Source organism: Streptomyces seoulensis (genome assembly GCF_022846655.1).
Classification (GTDB): Bacteria; Actinomycetota; Actinomycetes; order Streptomycetales; family Streptomycetaceae; genus Streptomyces.
Window position 1 is genome coordinate 3,658,104 of sequence record NZ_AP025667.1, and the last position, 23,772, is coordinate 3,681,875.

24 protein-coding genes are annotated in these 23,772 nt (G+C 73.0%); 13 read left to right on the forward strand and 11 right to left on the reverse strand.

The window, feature by feature from the left end; genetic code table 11:
• Positions 1-20: 20 nt before the first annotated feature.
• From HEK131_RS16840 to HEK131_RS16850, 3 genes are all read right to left on the reverse strand, one after another.
• Positions 21-1,616 (reverse strand): RICIN domain-containing protein, encoded by a 1,596-nt coding sequence (locus tag HEK131_RS16840; protein WP_244335922.1) that lies wholly within the window; start codon positions 1,614-1,616, stop codon positions 21-23.
• 421 nt (positions 1,617-2,037) lie between these two features.
• Positions 2,038-2,415, reverse strand: a complete 378-nt coding sequence (locus HEK131_RS16845; protein ID WP_217462285.1) for a toxin Doc — start codon at positions 2,413-2,415, stop codon at positions 2,038-2,040.
• A 6-nt stretch (positions 2,416-2,421) separates the two neighbouring features.
• Entirely contained in the window at positions 2,422-2,661 is a 240-nt protein-coding gene (locus HEK131_RS16850; RefSeq protein ID WP_217462286.1) for a hypothetical protein, read from the reverse strand.
• Positions 2,662-2,822: 161 nt separating this feature from the next.
• Between HEK131_RS16850 and HEK131_RS16855 the strand changes: the two genes are divergently transcribed.
• Positions 2,823-4,439 carry a multicopper oxidase family protein gene (locus HEK131_RS16855; protein WP_217462287.1) on the forward strand — a complete coding sequence of 539 codons (1,617 nt, stop codon included), beginning with the start codon at positions 2,823-2,825 and terminating at the stop codon, positions 4,437-4,439.
• Positions 4,440-4,497: 58 nt separating this feature from the next.
• Here the strand turns inward: HEK131_RS16855 and HEK131_RS16860 are convergent, their stop codons facing one another.
• A complete protein-coding gene (locus HEK131_RS16860) occupies positions 4,498-5,046 on the reverse strand; it encodes an RNA polymerase sigma factor (protein ID WP_217462288.1) in 549 nt (182 codons plus the stop codon).
• Positions 5,047-5,092: 46 nt separating this feature from the next.
• Here HEK131_RS16860 and HEK131_RS16865 point away from each other — a divergent pair, with 46 nt between their 5' ends.
• The 4 genes from HEK131_RS16865 (at position 5,093) to HEK131_RS16880 (ending at position 9,251) form a co-directional block, all read left to right on the forward strand.
• On the forward strand, positions 5,093-6,472 hold the full coding sequence (locus tag HEK131_RS16865; protein ID WP_244335923.1) for a serine/threonine-protein kinase: 1,380 nt from the start codon (positions 5,093-5,095) through the stop codon (positions 6,470-6,472).
• A 189-nt stretch (positions 6,473-6,661) separates the two neighbouring features.
• Positions 6,662-7,366 carry a DUF4232 domain-containing protein gene (locus HEK131_RS16870; protein WP_244335924.1) on the forward strand — a complete coding sequence of 235 codons (705 nt, stop codon included), beginning with the start codon at positions 6,662-6,664 and terminating at the stop codon, positions 7,364-7,366.
• Positions 7,367-7,456: 90 nt separating this feature from the next.
• On the forward strand, positions 7,457-8,710 hold the full coding sequence (locus HEK131_RS16875) for an arsenic transporter (RefSeq protein ID WP_244452047.1): 1,254 nt from the start codon (positions 7,457-7,459) through the stop codon (positions 8,708-8,710).
• Positions 8,711-8,735: 25 nt separating this feature from the next.
• Complete coding sequence (locus tag HEK131_RS16880) at positions 8,736-9,251, forward strand: universal stress protein (protein ID WP_217462537.1); 516 nt, start codon at positions 8,736-8,738, stop codon at positions 9,249-9,251.
• 14 nt (positions 9,252-9,265) lie between these two features.
• On the opposite strand, the gene HEK131_RS16885 is transcribed toward HEK131_RS16880, so the two are convergent.
• Complete coding sequence (locus HEK131_RS16885; protein ID WP_244335925.1) at positions 9,266-11,101, reverse strand: ricin-type beta-trefoil lectin domain protein; 1,836 nt, start codon at positions 11,099-11,101, stop codon at positions 9,266-9,268.
• Between the two features lie 529 nt (positions 11,102-11,630).
• Here HEK131_RS16885 and HEK131_RS16890 point away from each other — a divergent pair.
• Complete coding sequence (locus HEK131_RS16890; protein WP_244335926.1) at positions 11,631-13,625, forward strand: glycosyltransferase family 2 protein; 1,995 nt, start codon at positions 11,631-11,633, stop codon at positions 13,623-13,625.
• A gap of 229 nt (positions 13,626-13,854) precedes the next feature.
• The gene (locus HEK131_RS16895; RefSeq protein WP_374201452.1) at positions 13,855-14,640 is read left to right on the forward strand and encodes an endo alpha-1,4 polygalactosaminidase; all 786 of its coding nucleotides are present in this window, start codon (positions 13,855-13,857) and stop codon (positions 14,638-14,640) included.
• A 4-nt stretch (positions 14,641-14,644) separates the two neighbouring features.
• Here HEK131_RS16895 and HEK131_RS16900 read toward each other — a convergent pair whose 3' ends face one another.
• From HEK131_RS16900 to HEK131_RS16910, 3 genes are read right to left on the reverse strand one after another with little or no spacing between them, the layout of a single operon-like run.
• A complete protein-coding gene (locus HEK131_RS16900) occupies positions 14,645-15,154 on the reverse strand; it encodes a flavoprotein (protein WP_244335927.1) in 510 nt (169 codons plus the stop codon).
• Between the two features lie 31 nt (positions 15,155-15,185).
• Complete coding sequence (locus HEK131_RS16905; RefSeq protein ID WP_161146537.1) at positions 15,186-15,386, reverse strand: ferredoxin; 201 nt, start codon at positions 15,384-15,386, stop codon at positions 15,186-15,188.
• Positions 15,387-15,399: 13 nt separating this feature from the next.
• The gene (locus HEK131_RS16910) at positions 15,400-16,629 is read right to left on the reverse strand and encodes a cytochrome P450 (protein ID WP_217462540.1); all 1,230 of its coding nucleotides are present in this window, start codon (positions 16,627-16,629) and stop codon (positions 15,400-15,402) included.
• A gap of 349 nt (positions 16,630-16,978) precedes the next feature.
• On the opposite strand from HEK131_RS16910, the gene HEK131_RS16915 reads away from it, so the two are divergent.
• On the forward strand, positions 16,979-17,428 hold the full coding sequence (locus HEK131_RS16915; RefSeq protein ID WP_217462541.1) for a nitroreductase family deazaflavin-dependent oxidoreductase: 450 nt from the start codon (positions 16,979-16,981) through the stop codon (positions 17,426-17,428).
• A 75-nt stretch (positions 17,429-17,503) separates the two neighbouring features.
• On the opposite strand, the gene HEK131_RS16920 is transcribed toward HEK131_RS16915, so the two are convergent.
• Positions 17,504-18,541, reverse strand: a complete 1,038-nt coding sequence (locus tag HEK131_RS16920; RefSeq protein ID WP_432215645.1) for a cation diffusion facilitator family transporter — start codon at positions 18,539-18,541, stop codon at positions 17,504-17,506.
• 170 nt (positions 18,542-18,711) lie between these two features.
• Between HEK131_RS16920 and HEK131_RS16925 the strand changes: the two genes are divergently transcribed.
• Entirely contained in the window at positions 18,712-19,020 is a 309-nt protein-coding gene (locus HEK131_RS16925; RefSeq protein WP_244335928.1) for a DUF4235 domain-containing protein, read from the forward strand.
• Between the two features lie 177 nt (positions 19,021-19,197).
• The gene (locus tag HEK131_RS16930) at positions 19,198-19,566 is read left to right on the forward strand and encodes an anti-sigma factor antagonist (RefSeq protein WP_244335929.1); all 369 of its coding nucleotides are present in this window, start codon (positions 19,198-19,200) and stop codon (positions 19,564-19,566) included.
• A 4-nt stretch (positions 19,567-19,570) separates the two neighbouring features.
• On the opposite strand, the gene HEK131_RS16935 is transcribed toward HEK131_RS16930, so the two are convergent.
• Positions 19,571-20,524 (reverse strand): ribose-phosphate diphosphokinase, encoded by a 954-nt coding sequence (locus HEK131_RS16935; RefSeq protein ID WP_217462546.1) that lies wholly within the window; start codon positions 20,522-20,524, stop codon positions 19,571-19,573.
• A 194-nt stretch (positions 20,525-20,718) separates the two neighbouring features.
• On the opposite strand from HEK131_RS16935, the gene HEK131_RS16940 reads away from it, so the two are divergent.
• The 3 genes from HEK131_RS16940 (at position 20,719) to HEK131_RS16950 (ending at position 23,400) form a co-directional block, all read left to right on the forward strand.
• Positions 20,719-21,381 (forward strand): DUF4230 domain-containing protein, encoded by a 663-nt coding sequence (locus HEK131_RS16940; RefSeq protein WP_217462547.1) that lies wholly within the window; start codon positions 20,719-20,721, stop codon positions 21,379-21,381.
• 84 nt (positions 21,382-21,465) lie between these two features.
• Complete coding sequence (locus HEK131_RS16945) at positions 21,466-22,050, forward strand: VanZ family protein (protein ID WP_244335930.1); 585 nt, start codon at positions 21,466-21,468, stop codon at positions 22,048-22,050.
• A 117-nt stretch (positions 22,051-22,167) separates the two neighbouring features.
• On the forward strand, positions 22,168-23,400 hold the full coding sequence (locus HEK131_RS16950) for an RICIN domain-containing protein (RefSeq protein ID WP_217462549.1): 1,233 nt from the start codon (positions 22,168-22,170) through the stop codon (positions 23,398-23,400).
• Here HEK131_RS16950 and HEK131_RS16955 read toward each other — a convergent pair whose 3' ends face one another.
• Positions 23,401-23,670, reverse strand: coding sequence for a hypothetical protein (locus tag HEK131_RS16955; RefSeq protein ID WP_217462550.1), 270 nt, complete (start codon positions 23,668-23,670; stop codon positions 23,401-23,403). It abuts the gene before it with no gap.
• Positions 23,671-23,772 lie beyond the last annotated feature (102 nt).

Below are 23,772 nucleotides of genomic sequence, written 5' to 3' on the forward strand. Positions count from 1 at the left end.
GGCCTGTTTCGCAACAGGCCCTAGGCCCCCTGCCCCGGCGCCTCCGCCTGGCGGGCCGTGGCCTCGGGCGTCTCCGCTATCGACAGGGAGCCGGGCGCCGTCGACGGGGTGTCGGTCAGCCAGTGCTGGGCGGGTGAGCGGTCACGGAGGGAGACCACGATGTCGGAGCCGGGACGCGCGTCGGCGGAGGCAAGTGCGAGGGTCTCGTCCCACAGCGGCAGCAACTCGCCCCGCACCGTGAGGTCGTAGCGCACGTCCTTGCCGCGCTCGGTGCCCGCGTCGTCGCAGGTGCCGAGGATGACGACGGCGGCGTCGGCGTGGGAGTCCAGGCAGAGCTGCGGGTCGGCCTGGCTGTGCAGGAGGCCGTCCGCGTCGTACGTCCACTGCTGGGTGACGGCGTCGGAGCACAGGGCCAGCGTCACCAGCGCGCCGCGCTCGGGCTCGCCCTTGATGCCCAGGCAGAGTCCGGCTCCGGCGTTGCGCAGCCTGATGGGCCGTCCGGCCAGGGGCGGGGTCGCGGACGCCGTCGGCGAGGGCCGCGCCGTGCGCGGGTCCGCGGCGGGCGCGGCCCCGGCGGAGGCGACCGGGGTGCGGCCGCCGTCGTCCTCGGGCCACGCGGCGACGGCGAGGCCCGAGACCAGCAGCCCGGCCGAGAGGACGCCCGCCCCGGTCCGGAACGACCACCCGCTACCGCGCCCGCGCCTGGCACCACGGGCCGGCGCTCCGCGCTTCCCGCGCCGGCGCCCGCCGGGACGCGGGGCGTCGCCCTGGGCGGAGGCGGCCTGGCCCCGGCCGGGCCGGGAGTCGAGGTAGCGGCGGGCGCCCCAGCCGAGGACCGCCTCCGCGAGCAGCAGCCCGGCGCCGCTCTCGATCTGGCCGAGCTGTTCGGCGGCGTAGCGGCAGTAGGAGCAGGCGTCCAGGTGCTGTCGGACGTCCGGCAGCACGGCACCGCCCCGGCGCACGGGCACATCGAGCAGCCGGTTGTAGTGGCGGCACTCACCACTGGGGGCCAGCTCGCGGTGTGCCCGCAGCACACCGGCGCGGAGCTTCTCCCGGCTCTGTTCGAGCGCGGCGGCCGCGCCGACCGGGTCCACGCCGAGCAGCGCCGCGGGGACGGTCACGGGCTCGGCCTCGACCGCGGTGTGCCACAGCAGGGTCTGTTCGAGCCGGGGCAGGGTGTGGAAGGCGCGCTCGGCGAGGGTGCGGTTCTCCGGGGTGAGGGAGTTCGCGGCCAGCATGCCGCGCCCCCCGGCGGGCTTGCCGAGGCCCGGCAGGGCGGCGGTGACCCGGTCGGTGGCCGCCCAGTCCAGGACGGTGTCCCGTACGGCCACCAGCAGCCTGGGCCGCAGCGCCTCGGCGGGTTCGCCGAGGGTGAGCCGGTCCAGGGCCTGGTGGAAGACGGCGGCGGTGACCATGTGGGCCAGCGGTCCGAGGCCGGCGAGGCAGATGACGGCGTAGTCGGCGGCGGGCTGCCAGTGCCGTGCCATCAGCAGGGCGGCGGACCGGGACGCCTCCACGTCCGAACCGGCGCGCAGCGAGGCGGCCGTGGACTCGTCGGACTCCCCCGCCGCCATGCCGGGCAGGTAAGGGGGAAGGGGAGGCTGCGGGGTGGTCACTGAGCGGTTCCTTTGGCGCGTGCGGAGCGTGGGAGCGAACCTCCGGGTGCGCACGGGGAGCGGTGGCTCGAACCGGCGTCGCTCCGACCGGTCGTCCCAACTGCCGAAACAGTCCCGGACTTCACCCCCCGCGCGGGAGTGTCAACCCTCGCACAACTTCTCCACACGCAACAAGGAGCACGTCCCACATCGACGGGTTTGCAGGGAAGTCGGAGTCGGGTGGGTTCCGCGCGCCCCGTGTGAAGCCCGCACACGCGACGGCCGTCCGCGCACGGTTCTGCCGGTATGCCGGGCGGGTGTGGACTGGGCCCGGCCCGCTCGCGAAGTCCGCGGGCCGGCCCGATCCCGCCGCCCCGGCCGATGGACGTACGGCCTCCCCCGGCAGATGGACGTACGGCTTCCCCCGTCCGCCGGGGCGGCGTCAGATCCGCCAGGACCGGAGCCGCTCCGCCGCGCCGTACACGTCGGCGCGGCCGTCGGTCAGCTCACGGACGAGGTCGACGAGGGCGCCGTACGGCGGGTCGATCCCCGCGCCGCTGATGTGCAGATAGGCGACGGCGGTGGCGCAGGCGAAGCGGGCGTTGGCCGCGGGCAGCGGGCGGAGCACGGCGAGGGTGTGCAGCAGGGCGGCGGCCCGCCAGGCGGGGTCGGAGTCGACACCCAGCCGGGGCGGATCGACGCGGTGCCGGGCGACGGCGGCGACAAGGGCGGAGAAGTCGTCCACCGAGGGCTGGTCGGGCAGTACGTCCTCATGGCGCTGGAGCAGCCAGGGGACGTCGATGTGGATGACGGGGGGCATCGCCGCTCAGGCGGCCTCGTGACGGGCCGGTGCCTCGTCCTCGGGGAAGGCGGCGGCGAACTCCTCCGCGTGCGCGGTGAAGAAGGCCCGGAAGGTCTCGGCGCCCTCCTCCAGCGCCCGGTGCCGGGCGATGTCGGCCGCGGCCGCCTCCCGCACCAGGGCCTTCATCGACGTACCGCGTTCCTTGGCGATCTGCCGCAGGTCCGCTAGTTCGCGCTCGCTGAACTCCACGTTGAGAGCTGGCATGCCCTCACGGTACAGCGAGGGTACTCACCCGTAAATCGAGCCAGTTCAGCCACCCACTCCCCCGGTACCCGGCCTTCCCGGCATCCCGCCGGGCCGACACCAGCAGACGCGCCGCGCCCAGGTCCATCACATATGAGCACAAAAAGTGTCTTATTTCCTTCATGCATACACCTTCGCGGCGTACTCTCCTCCGCGCCCCGCTCGCGGCCGCTGGCGCGGGACTCCTGGCCGCCTGCTCCGACTCCGGTCCCCGGCCCCGTCCGGGACCGCACGGCACGATGATGGCGGCGGGGAACTTCGTCCCGCCGGGGCCCGCGGGTTACGTGGAACCGTCGGGCCCGGAGGTCCGGGCCGCCGAGCGGCGGCGCGGCTCCGGCCGGGTGCGCATGTTCACGCTCACGGCCGGCGAGACCACGCTGGACCTGGGCGGCCGGTCCGTGCGCACCTGGGCGTACCAGGACGCGCTGCCCGGACCGCTGGTGCGGGCCACGGCCGGTGACGTGCTGAGCATCACGCTGGCCAACCGGCTGCCGGAGACCACCACCCTCCACTCGCACGGCGTCCGGCTGCGCTGCGACATGGACGGCGCGCCGGGGCTCACCCAGGAGTCCATCCCGTCCGGGATGGACTTCAACTACCGCTTCACCGTCGCCGACCCCGGCACCTACCTGCTGCACAGCCATGTCGGCATGCAGCCGGACCGGGGCCTGTACGCGCCGCTCGTCGTGGACGACCCCAGGGAGCCGCTGAAGTACGACAAGGAGTGGGTGATCGTCCTGGACGACTGGGTGGACGGTGTCGACGGGTCCACCCCGGAGAAGGTGCTGGAGCAGCTCAAGCCGGGCGGCGGCATGGCGATGATGGGCCCTCAGCGCCCGAGCGCCCACCCGCACGAGCACCCGAAGTCGGCCGCACCCCACCCGCCGAAGAACACCGGCCCGAACCGCATGCTGCACGGGCCGAAGAGCCGCATCCTGAACGGGGTCGGCGGCAACGTCTCGTACCCGATCTACCTCATCAACGGCCGCAGGCCCGGCGCGCCGACCTCGTTCAAGTGCCGTCCCGGTGAGCGCATCCGGCTGCGGATCATCAACGCGGGCTCGGACACCGCCTTCCGGGTGGCGCTAGGCGGCCACAAGATGACCGTCACCCACACGGACGGCTATCCGGTCCGGCACCGGACCACGGACGCGCTGCTGGTCGGCATGGCGGAGCGGTACGACGTGCTGGTCACGGCCAAGGACGGGACGTTCCCGCTGGTCGCCCTGGCCGAGGGCAAGAGCGGCCAGGCACTCGCCGTGCTCCGCACCGACAACGGCAGAACCGTTCCTCCTGCGGACGTCAAGCTGCCCGAGCTGGACCGCGAGGTGCTCCCCGCCCGCCGTCTGCAGCCCGACGACTCGGTCGCCCTGGACCACCGCGAGCCGGACCGCGAGATGCGCATCCGGGTCACCGGCACCATGGAGAAGTACAACTGGGGCTTCGACCACAAGCAGTACGACGTGCGCGAGCGGCACGCGGTGCGCTCCGGTGAGCGGGTCCGGATGACCCTGGTCAACGCGACCGACATGTGGCACCCCCTGCATCTGCACGGCCACACCTTCGCGCTGACCGGCATCGACTCGGTGGGCGCCCGCAAGGACACCGCCGTGGTGCTTCCGCACCGCAAGCTGGTCATCGACTTCGACGCCGACAACCCCGGCCTGTGGATGCTGCACTGCCACAACCAGTACCACTCGGAGAGCGGCATGATGACGGTCCTCGGCTACAAGAAGTGAGCCGGGGGCACGACGCGGACAGGTGACCCGCGGCCCCGGGCCCGCCCCCGTCGGCGGGTCAGTGGGCGCTCAGCCAGGGCCGCACCCGCTTGCGGGCCTCGTGCAGCCGGGACTTCAGGGTGCCGAGCGGGATGCCCGCGCGTTCGGCGGCCTCGGCGTAGTCCAGTTGGCACAGGTCCCGGTAGACCAGCGGCGCGACCAGGTGCGGATGCTCGCGCTCCAGTTGGTCCAGCGCCTCCAGCAGGTCGATCCGGGAGCCCGCGATGACGCTGGTGGTGCGCGGGTCGGCGGGCTCCGGCACCTCCACCGCCGCGGGCTGCTCGGCCGCCCGCCGCTTCAGCTCGCGGTACTTCTGCCGGCAGCAGTTGGCGACGACCGTGTACAGCCAGGTGCTGAAGCGGCTGCGGCCCTCGAAGCCGCCGATGTGCCGGGCCACCTGGAGCAGTACGTCCTGCGCGGCCTCCTCGGCGTCCTCACGGCAGGGCAGGAAGCGCCCGCAGCGGCGCACCACCTCCGGCCGCAGCTCGGTCAGCAGCCGGTCCAGGGCCGCCCGGTCCCCCGCCGCCGCCAGGCGGGCAAGCTCTTCGGCCGTCGTCGCGTCCGCCACGTCCGCTCCCCCTCGGAGTCGATCTCGGGCCAGGCATGATAGTCGTATGCACCCCCCGGAGCGGATCGGCCGGTATCGCCTTCAACAGCGCCTGGGCAGCGGGGCGTTCGCCACGGTGTGGCTCGCCCACGACGACGAACTGGACGCGTCGGTCGCGGTCAAGGTCCTCGCCGACAACTGGTCCCACCGGCTGGATGTGCGCGAGCGATTCCTGTCCGAGGCGCGGCTGCTGCGCCGGGCCGGTTCCAGCCGGGTCGTGCAGGTCTACGACATCGGCGAACTGGACGACGGCAGGCCGTACTTCGTCATGGAGTACGCCGACGGCGGCACCCTCGCCGACTCGTCGGCCGCCGGGCCGTTGCCGGTGGCCGAGGCGCTGGAGCTGACGTCGCTGGCCGCGCGGGGCGCCGCCGCGCTGCACGAGGCCGGGATCGTGCACCGGGACATCAAGCCGAGCAACCTCCTGCTGCGCACCGCCCCGGACGGCGGGCGCCGGCTGCTGCTGGCCGACCTGGGGCTGGCCAAGAGCCTCGCGCAGGCGTCGGCGCTGACGCTCGCTGCGGGTTCGGCGGGCTACCAGCCCCCGGAGCAGGCCGAGCCGGGCGCGGGCATCGACGAGCGGGCCGACGTCTACAGCCTGGGCGCGGTCGGCTACGAGCTGCTCACCGGGACCGTGCCGGGCCCGCCGGGCCGGGTCGTCCCGCCCTCCCGGCTGCGGCCGGGGCTGGACGCGGACGTGGAGCGGGCGGTGCTGCGGGCACTGGAGCCGGACCGGGAGCGGCGCTGGCCGGGCGCGCGGGCCTTTGCGGACGAGCTGGACCGGCTGGCGGCGGGCACCGGCCGGGCCCGCTGGTCCGGCCCGGTGCGGGGCAGACGCGCGGTGCTCGCCGGGGCGGCCGCGGTCGCGCTGGTGGCCGCCGGAGCCGCGGTGGCGCTGGTACCGCACCGGCCCGCCGGGGGCGGCGCGGAGGCGGCCCGGGTCCGGGACGCCTCCGGCCGGATCACCGTCGAGGTGCCCGCCGGGTGGAACCGGGAGCTGCGCGACTCCGGCTGGGACCCGAGGGCCCTCGGGCTGCCGGGCGGGCGCGAACCGGGGCTGGTGGTCGCCGACGACGTGTCCCGCTGGTCCGACCTCGGCGCGCCGGTGAACGGCGTCTTCGTGGGCGTCGGCGAGGGCGACCTCACCGGCCGGGTGGCCGCGCTCGCGCACTCCGGGTGCCGTGGCGCGGACCGGCACGCGTTCACGGGGTCCGGCTGGCGGGGCACGGTGCGGGTGTGGAGCGGCTGCGCGGGCGGCGGCTCGGTCACCGAGTCCGCGCTGCGCCCCTCGGGCGGCGCGGGCGGCCCGCAGGTGTACGTACAGGTGCGTCAGCACGGCGACGCGGACGCCACCGACGGCATACTCCGCTCGCTGCGGGTCACCTGATCGGGGGGAACCCGCGTCCGGCCTGGCGGTGAGGCCCTGGTGAGCGGAGACTTTTGCGGGCGCGGAAGTTTTTTCCATCACGTCCCGAACTTTTCCGCCGGACGGCGCATCGGAAGCTGTGACGGCGCATCGGGCGCCGCAGGCACGCGGGGCCCCGCGTGCCGTGGACCTCAGGGAGGCTTACGCGACATGGCGACTTCATCCCCGGCCAGGCGGCGCGGGACCCTGCTCGTGGGCACCGCCGCCGTACTGGGCCTCCTGACCGCCTGCGGCAACGGCGACGTGGGCGCGGCACCGGCGAAGACGGTGTCCGGCTCGGCGGCGCCCGCGACCGAACCCTCCGACGCGGGGGAGCCCACCGGCTCCCCCGCCGCCTCCGACACCCCCTCCCCGGTCACCCAGAGCGGTGGCACCACGCCCCCCAGCTCCGCGCCGGGCACGGCGACGAAGACCGTCGCGCCCGACAGCGCCAAGAGCACCCGCTGCCACACCTCCGAACTGCGCGCCGCCGTTGGCCGCAACGATCCCGGCGCCGGGCAGGAGAACTTCCCGGTGGTGCTCACCAACAAGTCGTCCCGCACCTGCACCCTGCGCGGCTATCCGGGCGCGGCCTTCGTGAACGCCTCCGGCACCCAGCTCGGCCGCGACCCCGAGCGCACCTCCGGCTCCCCGGTGACCGTGACGCTCCGGCCCGGCCAGAGCGCGTGGGCCGGGCTGACCTTCTCCAACCCCCAGGTCAGCGGCGCGAAGTCGGCGAAGCCGGCCTCGCTGGTGATCACCCCACCGGACGAGCGGGACCCGCTGAAGGTGACGTGGACGGGCGGCCCGGTGCCGGTCTCCGGGAACGCCTCCTCGGTCCGGCTGACGGTGTTCGCCGCCGGTTCGGGCGGCTGACCGGGCGTCATGGCGCCGGGTCCGGTCGGCCCGGCGCACCGGCGTCTGTTTTCATGAGCGGGCACATCACCACCGGTCCGGAGGATCGCCCTGAACACCCCGCTCGCCGAGGCCCTGTCGGCCGTCCTGCTCGTCGCCGTGCTCGCCTGGGCGGTCGTACGGCCCTTCGGATGGACGGAGGCGGTGCTCGCGGTGCCCGCCGCCGGCATCGCCGTCCTCACCGGCGCCATCTCCCTGGACCACGCCCGCGACGAGGTGGCCCGGCTGGGCCCGGTGGTCGGGTTCCTGGCGGCGGTGCTGGTGCTGGCCCACTTCTGCGACGTGGAGGGACTGTTCCGGGCGTGCGGGGCGTGGATGGCCCGCTGGTCGCGGGGGCGGCCGGTACGGCTGCTGACCGCGGTGTTCGCGCTGGCCTCGGTGATCACGGCCGTACTGAGCCTGGACGCGACGATCGTGCTGCTGACGCCGGTGGTGTTCGCCACGGCGGCCCGCTCCGGCGTGCGCCCGAAGCCGCATGTCTACGCGTGCACGCATCTGTCGAACACGGCGTCACTGCTGCTGCCGGTGTCCAATCTGACGAACCTGCTGGCCTTCGCGGCGAGCGGACTGTCCTTCACCCGGTTCGCGGCGCTGATGACACTGCCGTGGCTGGCCGCGATCGGTGTCGAGTACCTGGTGTTCCGGCGCTTCTTCGCCCGCGACCTGTCGGCGGCGGCGCCCGTCTCGCGGGACACCGGGGAGGAGCCGCCGCTGCCGCTGTTCGCGCTGGTCACCGTGGGCTGCACGCTCGCCGGGTTCGTGGTGGCGTCGGCGTTCGGCGTCGATCCGGCGTGGGCGGCGGCCGCGGGTGCGCTGGTGCTGGCCGGGCGGGCCGTGGTGCGGCGGCAGGCGACCCCGCTGTCCGTGGTGCGGGCGGCCGCGCCGCCGTTCCTGGCCTTCGTACTGGCGCTGGGCGTGGTGGTGCGGGCGGTCGTGGACAACGGTCTCTCCGACGTGCTCGGGCATCTGCTGCCGTCCGGGGGCGGGCTGCCCGCGCTGCTGGGCATCGCCGCGCTGGCCGCCGTGCTGGCCAACCTGATCAACAACCTGCCCGCCGTGCTGGTGCTGCTGCCGCTGGCCGCACCGGGTGGCGCGGGCGCGGTGCTGGCGGTGCTGCTGGGCGTGAACATCGGCCCGAACCTGACGTACGCCGGTTCGCTCGCCACCCTGCTGTGGCGGCGGATCGTGCACCAGCACGACGAGGGGGTCGGGCTCGGGGAGTTCACCCGGCTGGGTCTGATCGCCGTGCCCTCGGCGCTGGCGGTGTCGGTGGTGGCACTGTGGGGGGCACTGCACATTCTCTGACGGGGTGGACCGAGGAGGACATCGGATGCGTGCGGTCGTCTGGCTCGTCGAGGGCACCTGGCCCGCCTGTGTGGACGCCGTGCGGGTGCACGCCCCGCACGCCCGTGAGGTGGTGCTGCTCCATGTGACGGGGCCCGAGGTGCCCGGTGTGGCGCACGGCGCGTTCGCGGGGCTGATGGGGCGGGGACGGGCCTGGGGGCAGGGTCCGGCGGAGGGCTGGGAGGCCGACCCGGGGGACCGTCTGGAGGCCCTGGGCGACGGCTCGGCGGCGGAGCTGCTGGACGCGGCCGCCGAACGCCTGGGCCGTCCGTGCGTACGCGAGGAGCGGTCGGGGCGTCCGGAACACGAGGTGGTCGCGGCGGCCGAGGGCGCGGGCCTGCTGGTGCTGGCCCGCGACGGCGACCGCTCCCGGCTCGGCCCGCACAGCCTGGGCCCGGCGGCCCGCTTCACGGTCGACCACGCCCCGTGCCCGGTTCTGCTGGTCTGGCCCGAACAGGCTCCCGGCCTGGGCACGATCCCGCCACCGCCGCACCACCACTGAGCCGCGCACAGGGTTCAGCGGTGGCGGCCCCCGTAACCGCCCCCGTAGCCGCCTCCGTACCGGCGCTCGTCGTCGTCCCGGCCGCAGCGGTCCCGGTAGGAGGAGCAGGTGTCGTCGTCCCGCTCGCCGGGTGTCGCAGCGGCGGTGGGCGTGGCGGTGGCGGTGGGTGTGGGCGTGGGGCCGGCGGAGTGTGAGGGCTCGCCGGGGGCCGGCCTGGCGGAGGCACTGCGGGCGGGGGCCTTCGTGGCCGCTCCCTCGTCCCAGTTGACGATCTCCATCTGGGGGTCGTTGCGAGCGGTGTCCACGACCCAGCGCTGGAGGGCGGTCTCGGCACGGTTCTTCAGGACCAGCGCCCCGGAGCCGTCCGTGGCGGCCGGGGTGAGGGCGAGGTTCTGGTCCCAGCGGGGCACGAGCGTGCCCTGGAGGGTGAAGTCGTAGCGGATGAAGCGGCCGTCGCCGCCCGTGACCGAACAGGGGGCGAGCCGGACCGAGTAGCCGAGGCGGGAGTCCAGGCAGAGGGCGGGCTCGGCATCGCTGCGCAGCCGTCCGTCCGCCTCGTACCGCCAGCGCTGGCCCGGCGCCGAGGAACAGGTGACGAGTTCGGTCTCGGCGCCCTCGACGGCCTTCTGCCCCACGATGCCGACGCAGCGCCCGGAGGCCACGTTGTGCAGCCGGCCGCGCACGGTGGGCCGGTTGCCGTCCGCGCCGGCCCAGGACGGCTGCGGTGCGGGCTTGGAGGCGGTGTCCCGTGACGGGGAGGGGGTGGCGCCGTGGGCGGTGGCGGGACCGCCGTCGGACCCGAGCACGGACCACAGCACGAGGGGCAGCGCGACGAGGGCGCTGACGGTGGTGACGGCCAGCGTGAGGTTGCGGCGGCGGGTGCGCCGGAGAGCGCGGTGGGCGGTACGGCCGCCTGGAGTCCCGTTCTCCGCGGCCGGGGCGGCCGGGGGTGCGAAGTCCTCGCCGCCTGAGGGCAGGGGCGGGGCCGGGACGGGCGGCGGGGCGGTGTCGTCGGCGCGGGAGGCGCGCGAGTCGAGGTAGGCGGCGGCGCCCCAGCCGAGCACGGCTTCGGCGAGCGCGAGGCCGAGCCCGTCGTTGAAGCGGGCGAGCTGGTCGGCGGTGCGGGCGCAGTGGCCGCAGGCGTCGAGATGGCCGCGCAGGTCCGGGTCCATGGCGAGTCCGCCGCCGCGCCGGAAGGTGACGTCCAGCATCCGCAGGTAGCGCCCGCACTCGGCGTCCGGCGCCAGCTCGCGGTGGCTCTGCAGGCACTCCTCGCGCAACCGGTCCCTGGCGCGGCCGAGTTCGACGTGTGTGCTCTCCTCGTCCAGGCCCAGCAGCGCGGCGGGCACGGCGAGCGGGTCGCCCTCGACCTCGGCGTGCCAGAGCACCGCGCGCGAGGGCTGGGGCAGCCGCTGGAAGGCGCTGGCCAGCAGCCGCCTGCCGGGGGCGGGGAGCAGCCGGGCGGCGGCGCGTCCGGCGCCGGCCTGGTCGGGCCGCAGCGCGGGGTGCAGGAGTTCCTGGCGGCCGTCGCCGTCCCATTCGGCGGCGATACGCCGCACGGTGACCAGGAGCCGGGGACGCCAGGCGGCGGACGGCCCGGCCTGGCGCAGCGACTCGCCGAACAGCCGGGTGAACGCGGCCGTGGTCAGCATGCCCGCGGCGCGCGGTCCGTCGGTGCACAGCCGGGCGTAGGCGAAGGCCGCGGCCCAGTGGCGGTCGAGGAGTTCGCCCACGGGATGGGGCCCGGCCGCCGTTCCCGTCCACTTCATGAGTTCCGCGCTGAGTTCACCGTCGGAGATACCGAACGGCCTCGCGGAATCCGGGGAATTCGACGGTCCTTCGCCCTTCACGGCTCTGTTCCTCCAAGAATCCACACGGAATATGGTCCGTACCAAACGGCAGGGCGACGGGTGAGGCAGCGCCCCAACTCACGTCGGCGACGGCTCACTTGAGACATGTGAAAGCCATCGGAGCGGCCTGGATCGTACGGCGGCCGGAAATCACCCGCGCTGCGGCGACGCACACTTTTGCACAGAGTGACGGCACGTAACAAGGGATCTCCCGCCGCGGGACGGCATGCCAGAAGTTATTTGACCGGCATTCAGTTTTTCGAGCCCGCCCCGCCTGGTCATCACGACACCGAGCGGAGGGGATCGTCGGCCATCGGGCCGGACCCCCCGGTTCCACTTAGATGGGATGTGCAACCTTTCGGCGAGGTCGCATGTCCAACTACACGTACTCAGCGAATTTTTCGCATATGTCACCTTGAAGCGGCCACACCCGGGACCCGGCACGAACGGGTACCCGGGTGCTCGACAGCGCCGCCGTACAGGTCGCAGTGAGTGCGTGCCACCGCCGCCGAGTTGCCCGAGGAAGTCCATGCATCACCCCCGCGTCAGCGTGATCGTCCCCGCCTACAACGCCATGCCCGAGCTCACCGAGTGCATCACCTCGGCGATGGAGCAGACCATCGGCCTGGACGCGCTCGAGATCATCGCGGTGAACGACGGATCGACAGACGGAACCGGCAAGGAGCTCGACCGGCTCGCCGCGCTGTGCCCCTCCCTGCGCGTCATCCACCAGGAGAACTCGGGCACCGCCGCCGTCCCGCGCAACGTCGCCCTGGACGTCGCCCGCGGTGACTACGTCTTCTTCCTCGACTCCGACGACTACCTGGGCCCCGACGCGCTGCGCCGCATGGTGGCCATGGCCGACGAGAACAAGACCGACATCGTGCTCGGCAAGATGGTGTCGGTCGGCGGCCGGGCGGTACCCACCGCGGTCTTCAAGAACACCCAGCCCCGTACGGACATCTTCTCCTCGGCCGCCTACCGGACCCTCGGCTGCTGGAAGCTGTTCCGCCGCTCGCTGCTGGAGCGGCTGAACCTGCGCTTCCCCCCGTTCCGCAACACCGAGGACAAGCCGTTCACCGCCGCCGCGTACCTCAACGCGGACGGCATATCCGTCGTCGCGGACTACGACTGCTACTACCAGCGCAATCGCGCGAACGGCAACAACCTCACCCTCACCGCGCAGAACCTGAGCCACCGCATGGAGGGCACACGGCTGTGCTTCGAGACGGTGGCCCGCTATCTGGAGCCGGGCCCGCGGCGCGACCAGATCATGCGCCGGCACGTCGAGTGGGAGCTGTGCGGCCCGCTGTGGTGGCTGCTGCTCCGGGAGAGCGAGGAGGACATCCGCGAGCGCTTCTACCCGGAGATCCGCGACTGGGTGGAGAAGTGGGTCACCGACCCGGTCATCGCCAAGCTCGTCCCCCGTGACCGACTGCTGCTGCACCTGCTGCGGGCCGACCGGTTCGACGACGTGATGACGGCCATCCGCAATGCCGACGCGGACGCCGAGCGGGGTCACGTCGTCGACGGGGGCCGGGTCTACTGGGCGCATCCGTTCTTCCGTGACACGGCGGTGGGCGTCCCGGACAGCGCCTTCGACGTCACCGGCCGCCTTCCCGTGCGCCACCGGCTCGACTCGGCGTCCTGGCAGGAGGGCGGGGTGCTGCGCCTGACCGGCCACGCCTACATCGAGAACGTCGCCTCCCTGGACGCGGCCACCGAGCTGGTGCTGCGCCGCCACGACGCGGACGACCAGGAGATCCGCGTCCCGGCGCGGGTGCACGCCGCCGCCGGGCTCCCGGACGACGAACTCCACGCGGACGCCGGCTTCGTCGCGGACATCGCCGTGCCCACGGCGGCGGCGGGCGCGGCACTGGGCCGTGGCCGGTGGAACCTCTTCCTCGACGTACGGGCCCAGGGGGTCAGCCGCACGGTCCGGCTGAAGTCCCCCGAATCCGGGCCGGCCCCCGCGCAGACGACCGTGACGACGGAGGCGGGCACCCCCACGACCGTCACCCCGTACGTGACGAAGTGGGGGAACCTCTCCCTCGACATCGGTCAGGAGATACCGCGCGACGACACCCCGGGCCGGGTGACCGGGACGTCCTGGCACAGATCGCGCAAGGGCACGCTGGTGGTGACGGGCGAGCTCGACGGCGAGGGCGCCGAGGACGTCCGGACGCTGCGCCTGCGCGCGGAGAACGCCGCGGGCCACCGCCGCGAGGCTCCGGCGTCGCTCATCCGGTCCGGCGGCGCGTTCACTGCGGAGCTCCCGGTCAAGGGCCTGCGCCCGGGCCGCTGGACGGTGACGCTGTCCCTGTCCGGCTCCTCCCCCGTCGCCGCCGTCCCCTACCTCACCGGCCTCGGCCGCAGCCGCTGGTTCCACATCGCCCGCCCCTTCTCCGCCGGTCCGGTGAAGAAGGCGTCGGAGACGACCCTGGTGCTGGAGGTCCGCGCGGTGAACGTGCCGGGGGCGGTACGGCAGAAGCTGCGGAGCGTGGTGCGGAAGGTGCGCGTGTAGCGGACCGCGCATCGGCCCACCGGCACGAAGCCGGCGGGGGCCTGGGGGGAGGGGGGAAGTTCGCCACGGCGGCCGGGCCGGGAGCCGTGGCGGGCGGACGGGGGCACCTCCTGCGATCGACGGCCGTCACGGTGCCGCGGCCCGGAGTTGACGGCGTGGAAGTCCGCTCGGTTGGATCACGACCGTGTCGATCAAGCCGGGTACAGCCGAGCCACCGAACCGAACCGCCGTGCGCCTGAAGGCCGGTGTCGCCCTGCTCGTCCTCGCCCTCACCGGCTGCGGCACCGGGGAACCGGCACCGAAGGCCCCGCGCCTCCCTCCCCGGCACGCGGGGTTCGACTACCAGATCGGCGGCGCCTACTCCCCGCCCGCCGGGGTCCGCGTCGTCACCCGTGACCGCGCCGACTCCCCCGCACCGGGCCTGTACAACGTCTGCTACGTCAACGCCTTCCAGGCCCAGCCGCAGGAACGCGCCGACTGGCCTGCCGACCTGCTGCTGCGCGACCGCGCGGGCCGGGTCGTCATCGACGAGGACTGGGACGAACCGCTGCTCGACATCGGCACCCCGGCCAAGCGGGAACGGGTGGCCCGGCGGGTGAACCGCTGGATCGACGGCTGCGCGGAGAAGGGCTACGACGCCGTCGAGCCCGACAACTACGACAGTTACACCCGCTCCCGGCACCTGCTCACCCCCGCCGACGCGACCGCGTTCATGCGTCTGCTCACCCGGCACGCGCACGCCCGGCACCTGGCCGTCGGCCAGAAGAACACCCCGGAGCTGGCCGGTCGGCGAGAGCGCGCCGGGCTGGACTTCGCGGTGGCCGAGGAGTGCGGGCAGTACGACGAGTGCGAGGTGTACGCCCGCGCCTACGACGACCGGGTGCTCGACATCGAGTACACCGACTCGGGTCTGCGCAAGGCGTCGGCCCGCTGGGGCTCGCGGCTGAGCATCGTCCGCCGCGACCTGGACGTCTCCACACCGGACGACGAGGGGTACGTGCGCCGGACGGGCTGAAGCCTCAAGGGCGTTCCAGCAGTTCCAGCCCGCGCGTCCACGCGAACCCGCCCGGCACCCGCCCCTCGCCGAAGCGCACGCCCAGACCACGCAGCCGGGTCAGGCTCTCCTGGTAGGCGGGGTGGGCGGCCAGTGCCTCGCCCACGCTGGGCAGCACCGCGATCGGCACGCCCAGCCCGAGGGCCTCGCACAGCGTGCCGACGGCCAGGGTGTCCGCGATGCCCGCGGCCCACTTGTTGACCGTGTTGAAGGTCGCCGGGGCCACCACGACCGCGTCCGGCTGCGGGAAGGGGCGCGGGTCGGCCGGGGAACGCCAGGCGGAGCGGACCGGGCGGCCCGTGCGGGACTCGGCGCCGGCCGCGTCGAAGAAGCCGTTCATCGCCGCCGGGGTGGCGATCACGCCCACCTCCCAGCCCCGCTCCTGGGCCGCGGCGATCAGCGTGCCGACGCCGGAGGCGATGCCGGCCGCGCAGACGACGACGAGGAGAAAGGGCTTCCCGGCGGGTTCGGTCACCGGGAAACCCTATCGGCGGGGCGGGCGGGGGTCAGCTCTCGGTGACGGTGATCGCGCCGACCGGGCAGGCGCGGGCCGCCTCGCGCAGCATGGGGCTGCCCGCGCCGTCCTCGCTGCCGGGCAGCAGCGCGCTGTACCCGTCGTCGTCCTGGGTGAAGACGCTCGGCGCGGCCAGTGTGCACTGGCCCGCTCCGATGCAGAGGTCCTTGTCGATCTCGATGTCGGTGTGCATGGCGAGCAGCCTCTTACCAGGTCACGGGGAGTTCCAGCATCCCCTGGATCGTGTCGCCGGGCTTGAACGGGATCTCCTCGGCCGGTACCGCGAGGCGCAGCCCGGGCAGCCGGGCGAGCAGGGTGCCGAGGGCGATCTCCAGCTCCGCGCGCGCCAGGTTCTGGCCCAGGCACTGGTGGATGCCGAAGCCGAAGGCGACGTGATGGCGGGCGGAGCGGTTGAAGTCGAGGGCGTCGGGGTCCGCGTAGACGGAGTCGTCGCGGTTGATCACCGAGGTGGAGAACATCACGCCGTCCCCGGCGCGGATGGTGATGCCGTCGATCTCGATGTCGTCGACCGCCACGCGGACCAGGCCGTCCGCGATGGAGAGCATGCGCATCAGCTCCTCCACGGCACTCGGCAGGAGCGTGGGGTCGGCGCGCAGCTCGGCCAGCCGGTCGGGGTGCTGGAGCAGGGTGTAGGTGCCGAGCGAGATCATGTTGGCGGTGGTCTCGTGCCCGGCGACCAGCAGGATGACGGCGAGCGAGACGAGTTCGGCCCGGTCCAGCGCGCCCGCGCGGAGCTGTTCGTGGACCAGGTCGTCCAGCACCCCTTCGCCCGGCTCGGGGTGGGCGGCCTTGGCGTCGATGAGTCCGCCGAGGTAGGTCTCCAGCTCCTTGCGGGCGTTCTGGCTGTCGTCCGCAGTCGGCCCGCGCAGCAGCTTGCGGGACTGCGCCTCGAAGAACTCGTGGTCGGCGTACGGCACCCCGAGCAGGCCGCAGATCACCATGGACGGCACGGGCAGCGCGAACGCGGACACCAGCTCGGCCGTCGGGCCCTGCTCGATCATGGCGTCGAGAAGGTCGTCGACGATTCGCTGGATGGTGGGACGCAGCGCGGCGGCGCGCCTGACCGTGAACGACGGGATCATCATCCGCCGCTGGATCTGGTGCTCGGGGTCGTCCAGGCCCAGCAGGGCGACCCGGCGGTCCCGTACGCCCGCGAACCGGGCGGTGGGGATCGGGAACTCGGGGCGGCAGCGGTCGCTGGAGAGCCTGGCGTCGGCGAGCAGCGCGCGGGCCGCGGCGTGGCCGGTGACGGCCCAGACCTCCCGGCCGTCGTACAGGGTGACGCGGGAGACCGGCCGCCCCTCGCGCAGCGGGCCGTACCCGGTGGGCGGGTGGTAGGGACAGGTGCGGTCCTGCGGGAAGGCGACGGGATCGGCCGCCTTCGCCGGGCCGGTGGTGTCCGTAAGTTCCGTCATGGATAGACCTCGCAGACGAAGAGGTGCCTCGTACCGATCTTCATTAGATGCCCAGGGCACCTATAGGGCGACGGCAAGTTCGGCCAGATCGGCGACCCGTGGGATCTGGCCGAAGAAGCACGTCCACCGGGGGTGTCCGGGCACCGGAATCCGTCCGTCCGACGCACATCGGTCTTCCCAGTGTGGTCGCGTACGGCCCTTTTCGGCCACCCCCCGCCCGGACGAGCCGCGAGATTCGGCTATTCACCCGCGTGGCCCAGAGAGTGCGCGGTACGGATGATTCCGGCGGCCCCCGGTGTTTCGGTGGACCGCAGGAGTGAAGCCGTCGACACGACGAAGGGGACGAGTCATGCCTCTCGAGGGCGAGTACGAACCGAGCCCGGAGCAGTGGGTGCGCGATCAGGTCGAGCTGTACGAGGGTTCCGGCGGCAGGGAGGGGACGACGCTGCGCGACACGGGGCTGCCGGTGATCATCCTGACCACGCGCGGCAACCGCAGCGGCAAGATCCGCAAGACGCCACTGATGCGGGTGGAGCACGACGGGAAGTACGCGGCGATCGCGTCCGTGGGCGGCGCGCCCAAGCACCCGGTCTGGTACTTCAACGTCAAGGCCGATCCCGAGGTCGAGCTCCAGGACGGCCCGGACAAGCGGGAGATGCGGGCCCGTGAGGTCGAGGGCGACGAGAAGGCGAAGTGGTGGGAGCGGGCCGTCGCCGCCTACCCCCCGTACGCCGAGTACCAGGAGAAGACCGACCGGGAGATCCCGGTGTTCGTCCTGGAGCCGGCGGACGCGGGCTGAGCGGGCGCCGGGGGACGGTTCGCGCGCATCCCGCGTCCGGCGGGTGTGGACCGTCCCCCGGCGGGCACGTGAGGGTCAGGCCCCGCCGCGCTCCCCCGTCGCGGCGGGGCTTTCCTGTGCGGCACGCGCGGTGTGGTCGTGGTCCGTGTGGTCCCGGTCGGTCACGTCGAGGAAGATCTGCCCGGCGTCGGGGAACATCTCGGCGACGGACCGCTTGATGCGGACGGCGACCTCCTCGACCTCCTCGCTGTCCATCCCCGGCACCAGGTCGACGCGCGCGGCCACGAGGGCGGAGTCGACACCGGTCTTCATCGTGAACAGCGCCTCCACGCTGTCGATCTCCGGCTGGGCGCGCAGCAGTTCCCGTATCCGCCCGGTCAGCTCGGGGTCGGCCGCCTCGCCGATGAGCTGGTCGCGGGCGTCGCTGCCGAGCCGGTAGGCGATGTAGACCAGCAGGGCGCCGATCAGGATCGACGCGCAGCCCTCCCAGAGGGCCTGCCCGGTGATCATGTGCAGCACCATGCCGATGGCGGCGAAGGTCACGCCGAGCACCGCGGTGCCGTCCTCGGCGAGCACGGTACGCAGCGCGGGGTCCTGGACGTCGCCGACTCCCTCGCCCTGCCGGTGCGCCTGGCGCACCGCCCGGATCAGGGAGATCCCCTCGGCGACGAAGGCGACGCCGAGCACGACGAGGCCCGCTATGTAGCCGCTGAACGTCTCCTCACTGCCGTTCCTGATCGCCTCGAAGCCCTGGAAGAAGGAGAAGCAGCCGCCCATGACGAAGATCCCGACGGCGGCGAGCAGGGACCAGAAGAACCGTTCCTTGCCGTAGCCGAAGGGGTGGCGGGCGTCCGGCGGGCGACGGCTGCGGCTGAGGGCGGCCAGCAGGAACACCTCGTTCAGGCTGTCGGCCACGGAGTGCGCGGCCTCCGACAGCAGGGCGGGCGAGCCCGCGAAGATCCCGCCGACGGCCTTGGCCACCGCGATCACCAGATTCGCGGCGAGTGCCACGAGGACGGTGACGCGGGTGTGCCCGTCGGTCTCGGCGGCCTCCTGGCCGCCACTGTCGCCGGCCGTCGCGGCCGGCCGCTGTTCCTGGGAAGTAGAGCTCACCTGTCGCCGAATGCCCCCGGCCGGGAGGATCACACGGGCCTGTACGGGGGAGGCCGGGGGCGCTCGAAGGCGTCGCGGGCGCACCACGCCGACCGGCCGGGGCCCGTGCGAACGGGTGGCGCGGCCGGGCCGCCGGAGAGGAGACGGGCGCGGTGAGGAAGGAGTGACGCATGGCGAAGAACAAGAGCAAGAGCAGGACGCCGCTGGTCCACAAGCCGGTCGGCTTCGCGATCAGCTGGGCCGGCGGTGCGCTGGCCGGGCTGGCGTTCCGGAAGGCGTGGATGGTGATCCGGCACGAGGAGGAGGCGCCCGACCCGCTGGACCCGGACCGCGGCTGGGGCGAGATCCTGCTGGCGGCGGCGATGCAGGGCGCGATCTTCGCGGTGGCCCGCAGCGTGGTGGACCGCACCCGCGCCAAGACGGTCGCACGCTCCACGGGCACCTGGCCGCACCCCGGCGCGGCCCCGGCCAAGCGCTGAGCAACACACCGGCCGTCGGGGCCGGCGGACCATCAGCCGATCACAACCACACAGATTCGAACCGACTGCGTCAAACCCGAAGACATATGTCAAGCGAACATGCTCAAATTCCTCCTGTCGTAGCTGAGTCCCGGGCGGCGCGGTGCGTCGCGGGCGCGGGTGGGAGGTGGTGCCGTCGTGCGGGAGGAACCGACCCCGGCCACCCGGCATCTGCGCGTGCGCGAGGACCGCGGCCACACCGTGCTGGAGTTACGGGGTGAGATCGACATCGCCTCGGCGGCGGAGATCTCGCCCCTGCTGGACCGGCTCACCGGCCGCGAGCGCGCCCGCCTCGTCCTGGATCTGCGCCCGGTGGAGTTCTTCGACTGCTCGGGGCTGCGCCTGGTGAACCGGGCACGGCGCCGCGTCCTGGAACGCGGCGGCCGTCTTCACCTGGTCTGCGTCCACCCGTTGACCCTCCGCGTCCTCAGCACCACAGGACTGACCCGCGTCCTGCCCCCGCACCCGACGCTGGAGGCGGCCCTGCGGGCGTCGGACACTTCCTAGGGCTTCAGGCGCCCGCCGGCTGCTCGAAGAGCGCGCTGACCGATTCCCCGTCGTGGATGCGCCGCATCGCCTCGGCCAGGGCAGGGGCGATGGACAGCACGCGGAGCTTGTCGGTGCGCTCGTCCTCCGGGACCGGCACCGTGTTGGTGCAGACGATCTCCAGTACGTCCGGCTGCTCGCCCAGCCGCTTCAGGGCGCCCGAAGCGAACAGACCGTGGGTACAGGCGACCCGGATCGAACGCGGCTCCAGCTCCCGCAGCCGGTCGAGGAGTTCGATGACGGTGCTGCCCTTGGCGATCTCGTCGTCCAGCACGATCACGTCCCGGCCGGTGATGTCGCCGATCACCGAGCTGATGCTGACCCGGTCGTCCGCGAACCGCTGCTTGGCCCCGGCCGCGACGCGTGCGCCGAGCAGGCGGGCGAAGGCGGCGGCCTCCTTGGCGTTGCCGAGGTCGGGGGAGACGACCGTGGTGCGGGTGAGGTCGTACTGCCTGAAGTGCGAGGCCAGTTCGCGCAGTGCGTGCAGATGGTCGACCGGCACCGAGAAGAAGCCGTGCACCTGCGGGGCGTGCAGGGTCATGGTGAGCACCCGGCTCGCCCCCGCCGCCACCAGCAGGTCGGCGACCAGGCGGCCGCCGAGCGAGATGCGGGGCGTGTCCTTCTTGTCGGAGCGGGCGTAGGAGTAGTGCGGCATGACGACGGTGATCCGGGCCGCCGAGGCGCCGCGGGCCGCGTCGCACATCATCAGCAGTTCGACCAGGTGCTCCTGCACCGGCCTGACCAGCGGCTGGATCAGGAACACGTCCCGCTCCCGGCAGTTGGCCCGGAGCTGCACCTCCAGGCAGTCGTTGGCGAACCGGCTGACCCGTGCCGGGCTGAGGGTGACGCCCAGGTGCGCGCACACCTCCTCGGCCAGCCGGGGGTGGGCGCTGCCGCTGAAGACGGCGATGTCTCGCACGATCCGCTCCTCGCATGATCGGTACGGGCTGGGCGGCCATGCTATCGGCCGTCCCCGCCCGGTCAGCGCGCCTGACGTGGCGGGTCTCGTACGGGTCGGCCGGGGTAACTACGTCAACGGGACGGGATGGTCAACTCGCTTGTCTGTTCGCTTATTTGGTGGGCATGTGAGGAGGGGAAGGGAGAACCGTGGACATGACGACTTCGGTCAAGGAGCGGACGCGGCGCGTGCCCGGCTGGGTCAAGGTGCTCGCCGGCATCGCCCTGGTGCTCGTGCTGCTGTTCGCCGGGATACGGCTGGCCGTGCTGCCCGGCATCAAGGACCTGTTCGGCACCGAGTCCCGCGACCGCTCGGGCCCGGCGCTGCTCCAGTCGATCCAGGACATGAGCCGCTACGACGCCGCCTCGGGCAACTTCCAGGTCGTCGTGGACCTGGAGAAGGACGCCAAGTACCTGCCCGACGCGCTGCGCGGCTCGCGCACCCTGTACGTCGGCGCCGGAACCGTGGACGCCTACGTGGACCTCGGCAAGCTCGGCGAGAAGGACGTGACGGTCGACGAGGACCGCACCTCCGCCACCCTGAAGCTGCCGCACGCCCAGCTCGGCAAGCCCGCGCTGGACCCGGACCGCTCCTACGCCGTCTCCAAGCAGCGCGGCCTGCTCGACCGGCTCGGCGATCTGTTCTCGGACAACCCCAACGGCGAGCAGGCGGTGCAGAAACTCGCCGTCAAGCACATCGGGGAGGCCGCCCGGGACAGCGAGCTGACCGCGCGCGCCGAGACCAACACCACCGGCATGCTCCAGGGCCTGCTGCGCTCCCTCGGCTTCAAGGACGTACGCGTCTCGTACGGCTCCTGAAGTTCCGCCCGGCACGGCATCACCGGCCGCTCTCCGGGCACTCGCTGCTTCTCACGGGGATGTCCACGACTGGAGGACCATCGCATGGCCCGTACCGCCCTACGCCTGCCGACCGTACTGCGCACCCCCTGGCGGCGCGACCGCCTGGAGAAGACCGAGCCCGAGCCCGAGCCGGCCCCGGCACCGGCGGTGGCGGAGCGCAGGCCGCTGCCGCTGCCGATCCGGCTGCCGATCATGCTGCTGGCGTTCGTGTTCATGGTGGCGTTCGCCATCGCGCTGGCCCGGGTCACCCTGGAGCCGTCGCCCGCGTCGGAGGCGCTGACGCACAGCAACATGCGTCCCGGCAACTCGCTGAAGGCGTACTTCGACTACGGGACGGTGCGCGACACCCTGAAGCAGATCGGCGGCAACGTCCTGCTGGGCGTGCCCTTCGGCGTGCTGGTCCCGGTGCTGGCGCCGCGGGCGCGGGGTGTGCTCCAAGTCCTGTTCCTCACCGGCCTGGTGATGCTGATGGTGGAGCTGACCCAGGGCGCGCTGATCACCGGACGGGCCTTCGACATCGACGACGTCATCCTCAACACCACGGGTGCGCTGCTGGGTTGGCTGCTGCTGGGGCGCCGGATGGGACGGGCGGTGCACGCGCGGCGGCCCAAGACCGTGGAGGAATGAGCGTCCGCCACCGGTTTGTCCGGCCGGCCGGGCGCTGGTCTGTACCAAAGTATTGACGGCCCCGGTCCCGATCTCTAGAACAAGAGGCGTCACTCCCCCCATGTGAAACGGAGAGTCATGGCATCCCCACGCCTGCTCCGCAGATGCCTCCTGGCCGCTCTCTCCGCCGCGCTGGTCGGCTCGGCGGCCGTCGGGCCCGCGAGGGCCGAGACGGCCGCCCCGACCGCCGCGGCGGCGACGTTCTCGGACTCCTTCGACGGCCCGGCGGGCTCGGCCGTCGACGGCTCCAAGTGGACGCTGGAGACCGGAGACAACGTCAACAACCACGAGCGGCAGTACTACACCTCGGGCACCAAGAACGCGGCACTGGACGGCCAGGGCCACCTGGTCATCACCGCCAAGCGCGAGAACCCGGCGAACTACCAGTGCTGGTACGGCAGTTGCCAGTACACCTCGGCCCGGCTGAACACCTCGGGCAAGTTCAACGCGCAGTACGGCCATGTCGAGGCCCGGATGAAGATCCCGCGCGGACAGGGCATGTGGCCCGCGTTCTGGATGCTGGGCACGCCGGTGAACTGGCCGGACTCGGGCGAGATCGACGTGATGGAGAACGTCGGCTTCGAGCCCTCCACCGTGCACGGCACCATCCACGGCCCCGGCTACTCCGGCTCGGGCGGCATAGGCGCGGGCTACTCGCTGCCGAACGGACAGGCGTTCGCGGACGCCTTCCACACCTACGCGGTCGACTGGGCGCCCGACTCCATCACCTGGACGGTCGACGGCAACGTCTACCAGCGGCGCACCCCGGCCGACCTGGGCGGCAGGACCTGGGTGTTCAACAAGCCGTTCTTCCTGATCCTGAACCTGGCGGTCGGCGGCTACTGGCCCGGTGACCCGGACGGCTCGACCCAGTTCCCGGCGCAGCTCGTCGTGGACTCGGTGTCGGTGACCACGAGCGGCGGCTCTACGGGAGGCAAGGCCATCCGGGGTCTGGCCGGCAAGTGCGCGGACGTGGCGGCGGCGAACTCCGCCAACGGCACCCCCGTACAGCTCTACGACTGCAACGGCTCCGCGGCCCAGCAGTGGACCGTCGGGTCGGACGGCACGATCAGGGCGCTCGGCAAGTGCCTGGACCTCAAGGACAACGGCACGGCGGACGGCACTCCCCTGCAACTGTGGGACTGCGCCGGCAGCCCCAACCAGAAGTGGGTCGTCTCCTCGGCCAACGACATCGTGAACCCGCAGGCCAACAAGTGCCTGGACGTGACGGGCGCCAACTCGGCCAACGGCACCCGGCTCCAGCTCTGGACCTGCAACGGCAGCGCCGCCCAGAAGTGGACGGTGGGCTAGTCAGCCCTTGCCTCGGCGGGTGCCGCCGCGCACCCGCCAGGTGAACTTGTCGCCGCCGACCCAGCGGACCACGTCGGGGTCGTCCAAATCGTGGATGACGATGCCGCGGGCGGCGGCGGCCTCCAGCACCCCCGTGATGGACGTGACCTCTCCGATCACCTCGCCGTCGATCTCCATGATCCGGAAGGGCGGCGAACCCGGCCTGCCCTCACAGACCCCGAGCACCCGGATGCGCGGATTGGCCATGTACGGAGCTGATTGTTCGGTCATGTCTTAGAGCCTAGAACGCGAGGCGCGCGGACGACTCGTCCGCACGGGCCGTCCGGGCCGCCGCCGTGCGGGGGCCGCCGCCGTGGGCAACCCTGGAGGTCC

Excerpts from the sequence above, each read along its gene's own strand:
- HEK131_RS16845 (WP_217462285.1), bottom strand. The coding sequence starts at position 2,415 with ATGCCCCCCGTCATCCACATCGACGTCCCCTGGCTGCTCCAGCGCCAT.
- HEK131_RS16850 (WP_217462286.1), bottom strand. The coding sequence starts at position 2,661 with ATGCCAGCTCTCAACGTGGAGTTCAGCGAGCGCGAACTAGCGGACCTG.
- HEK131_RS16855 (WP_217462287.1), top strand. The coding sequence starts at position 2,823 with ATGCATACACCTTCGCGGCGTACTCTCCTCCGCGCCCCGCTCGCGGCC.
- HEK131_RS16865 (WP_244335923.1), top strand. The coding sequence starts at position 5,093 with ATGCACCCCCCGGAGCGGATCGGCCGGTATCGCCTTCAACAGCGCCTG.
- HEK131_RS16870 (WP_244335924.1), top strand. The coding sequence starts at position 6,662 with ATGGCGACTTCATCCCCGGCCAGGCGGCGCGGGACCCTGCTCGTGGGC.
- HEK131_RS16880 (WP_217462537.1), top strand. The coding sequence starts at position 8,736 with ATGCGTGCGGTCGTCTGGCTCGTCGAGGGCACCTGGCCCGCCTGTGTG.
- HEK131_RS16890 (WP_244335926.1), top strand. The coding sequence starts at position 11,631 with ATGCATCACCCCCGCGTCAGCGTGATCGTCCCCGCCTACAACGCCATG.
- HEK131_RS16905 (WP_161146537.1), bottom strand. The coding sequence starts at position 15,386 with ATGCACACCGACATCGAGATCGACAAGGACCTCTGCATCGGAGCGGGC.
- HEK131_RS16910 (WP_217462540.1), bottom strand. The coding sequence starts at position 16,629 with ATGACGGAACTTACGGACACCACCGGCCCGGCGAAGGCGGCCGATCCC.
- HEK131_RS16915 (WP_217462541.1), top strand. The coding sequence starts at position 16,979 with ATGCCTCTCGAGGGCGAGTACGAACCGAGCCCGGAGCAGTGGGTGCGC.
- HEK131_RS16925 (WP_244335928.1), top strand. The coding sequence starts at position 18,712 with ATGGCGAAGAACAAGAGCAAGAGCAGGACGCCGCTGGTCCACAAGCCG.
- HEK131_RS16940 (WP_217462547.1), top strand. The coding sequence starts at position 20,719 with ATGACGACTTCGGTCAAGGAGCGGACGCGGCGCGTGCCCGGCTGGGTC.
- HEK131_RS16945 (WP_244335930.1), top strand. The coding sequence starts at position 21,466 with ATGGCCCGTACCGCCCTACGCCTGCCGACCGTACTGCGCACCCCCTGG.
- HEK131_RS16950 (WP_217462549.1), top strand. The coding sequence starts at position 22,168 with ATGGCATCCCCACGCCTGCTCCGCAGATGCCTCCTGGCCGCTCTCTCC.
- HEK131_RS16955 (WP_217462550.1), bottom strand. The coding sequence starts at position 23,670 with ATGACCGAACAATCAGCTCCGTACATGGCCAATCCGCGCATCCGGGTG.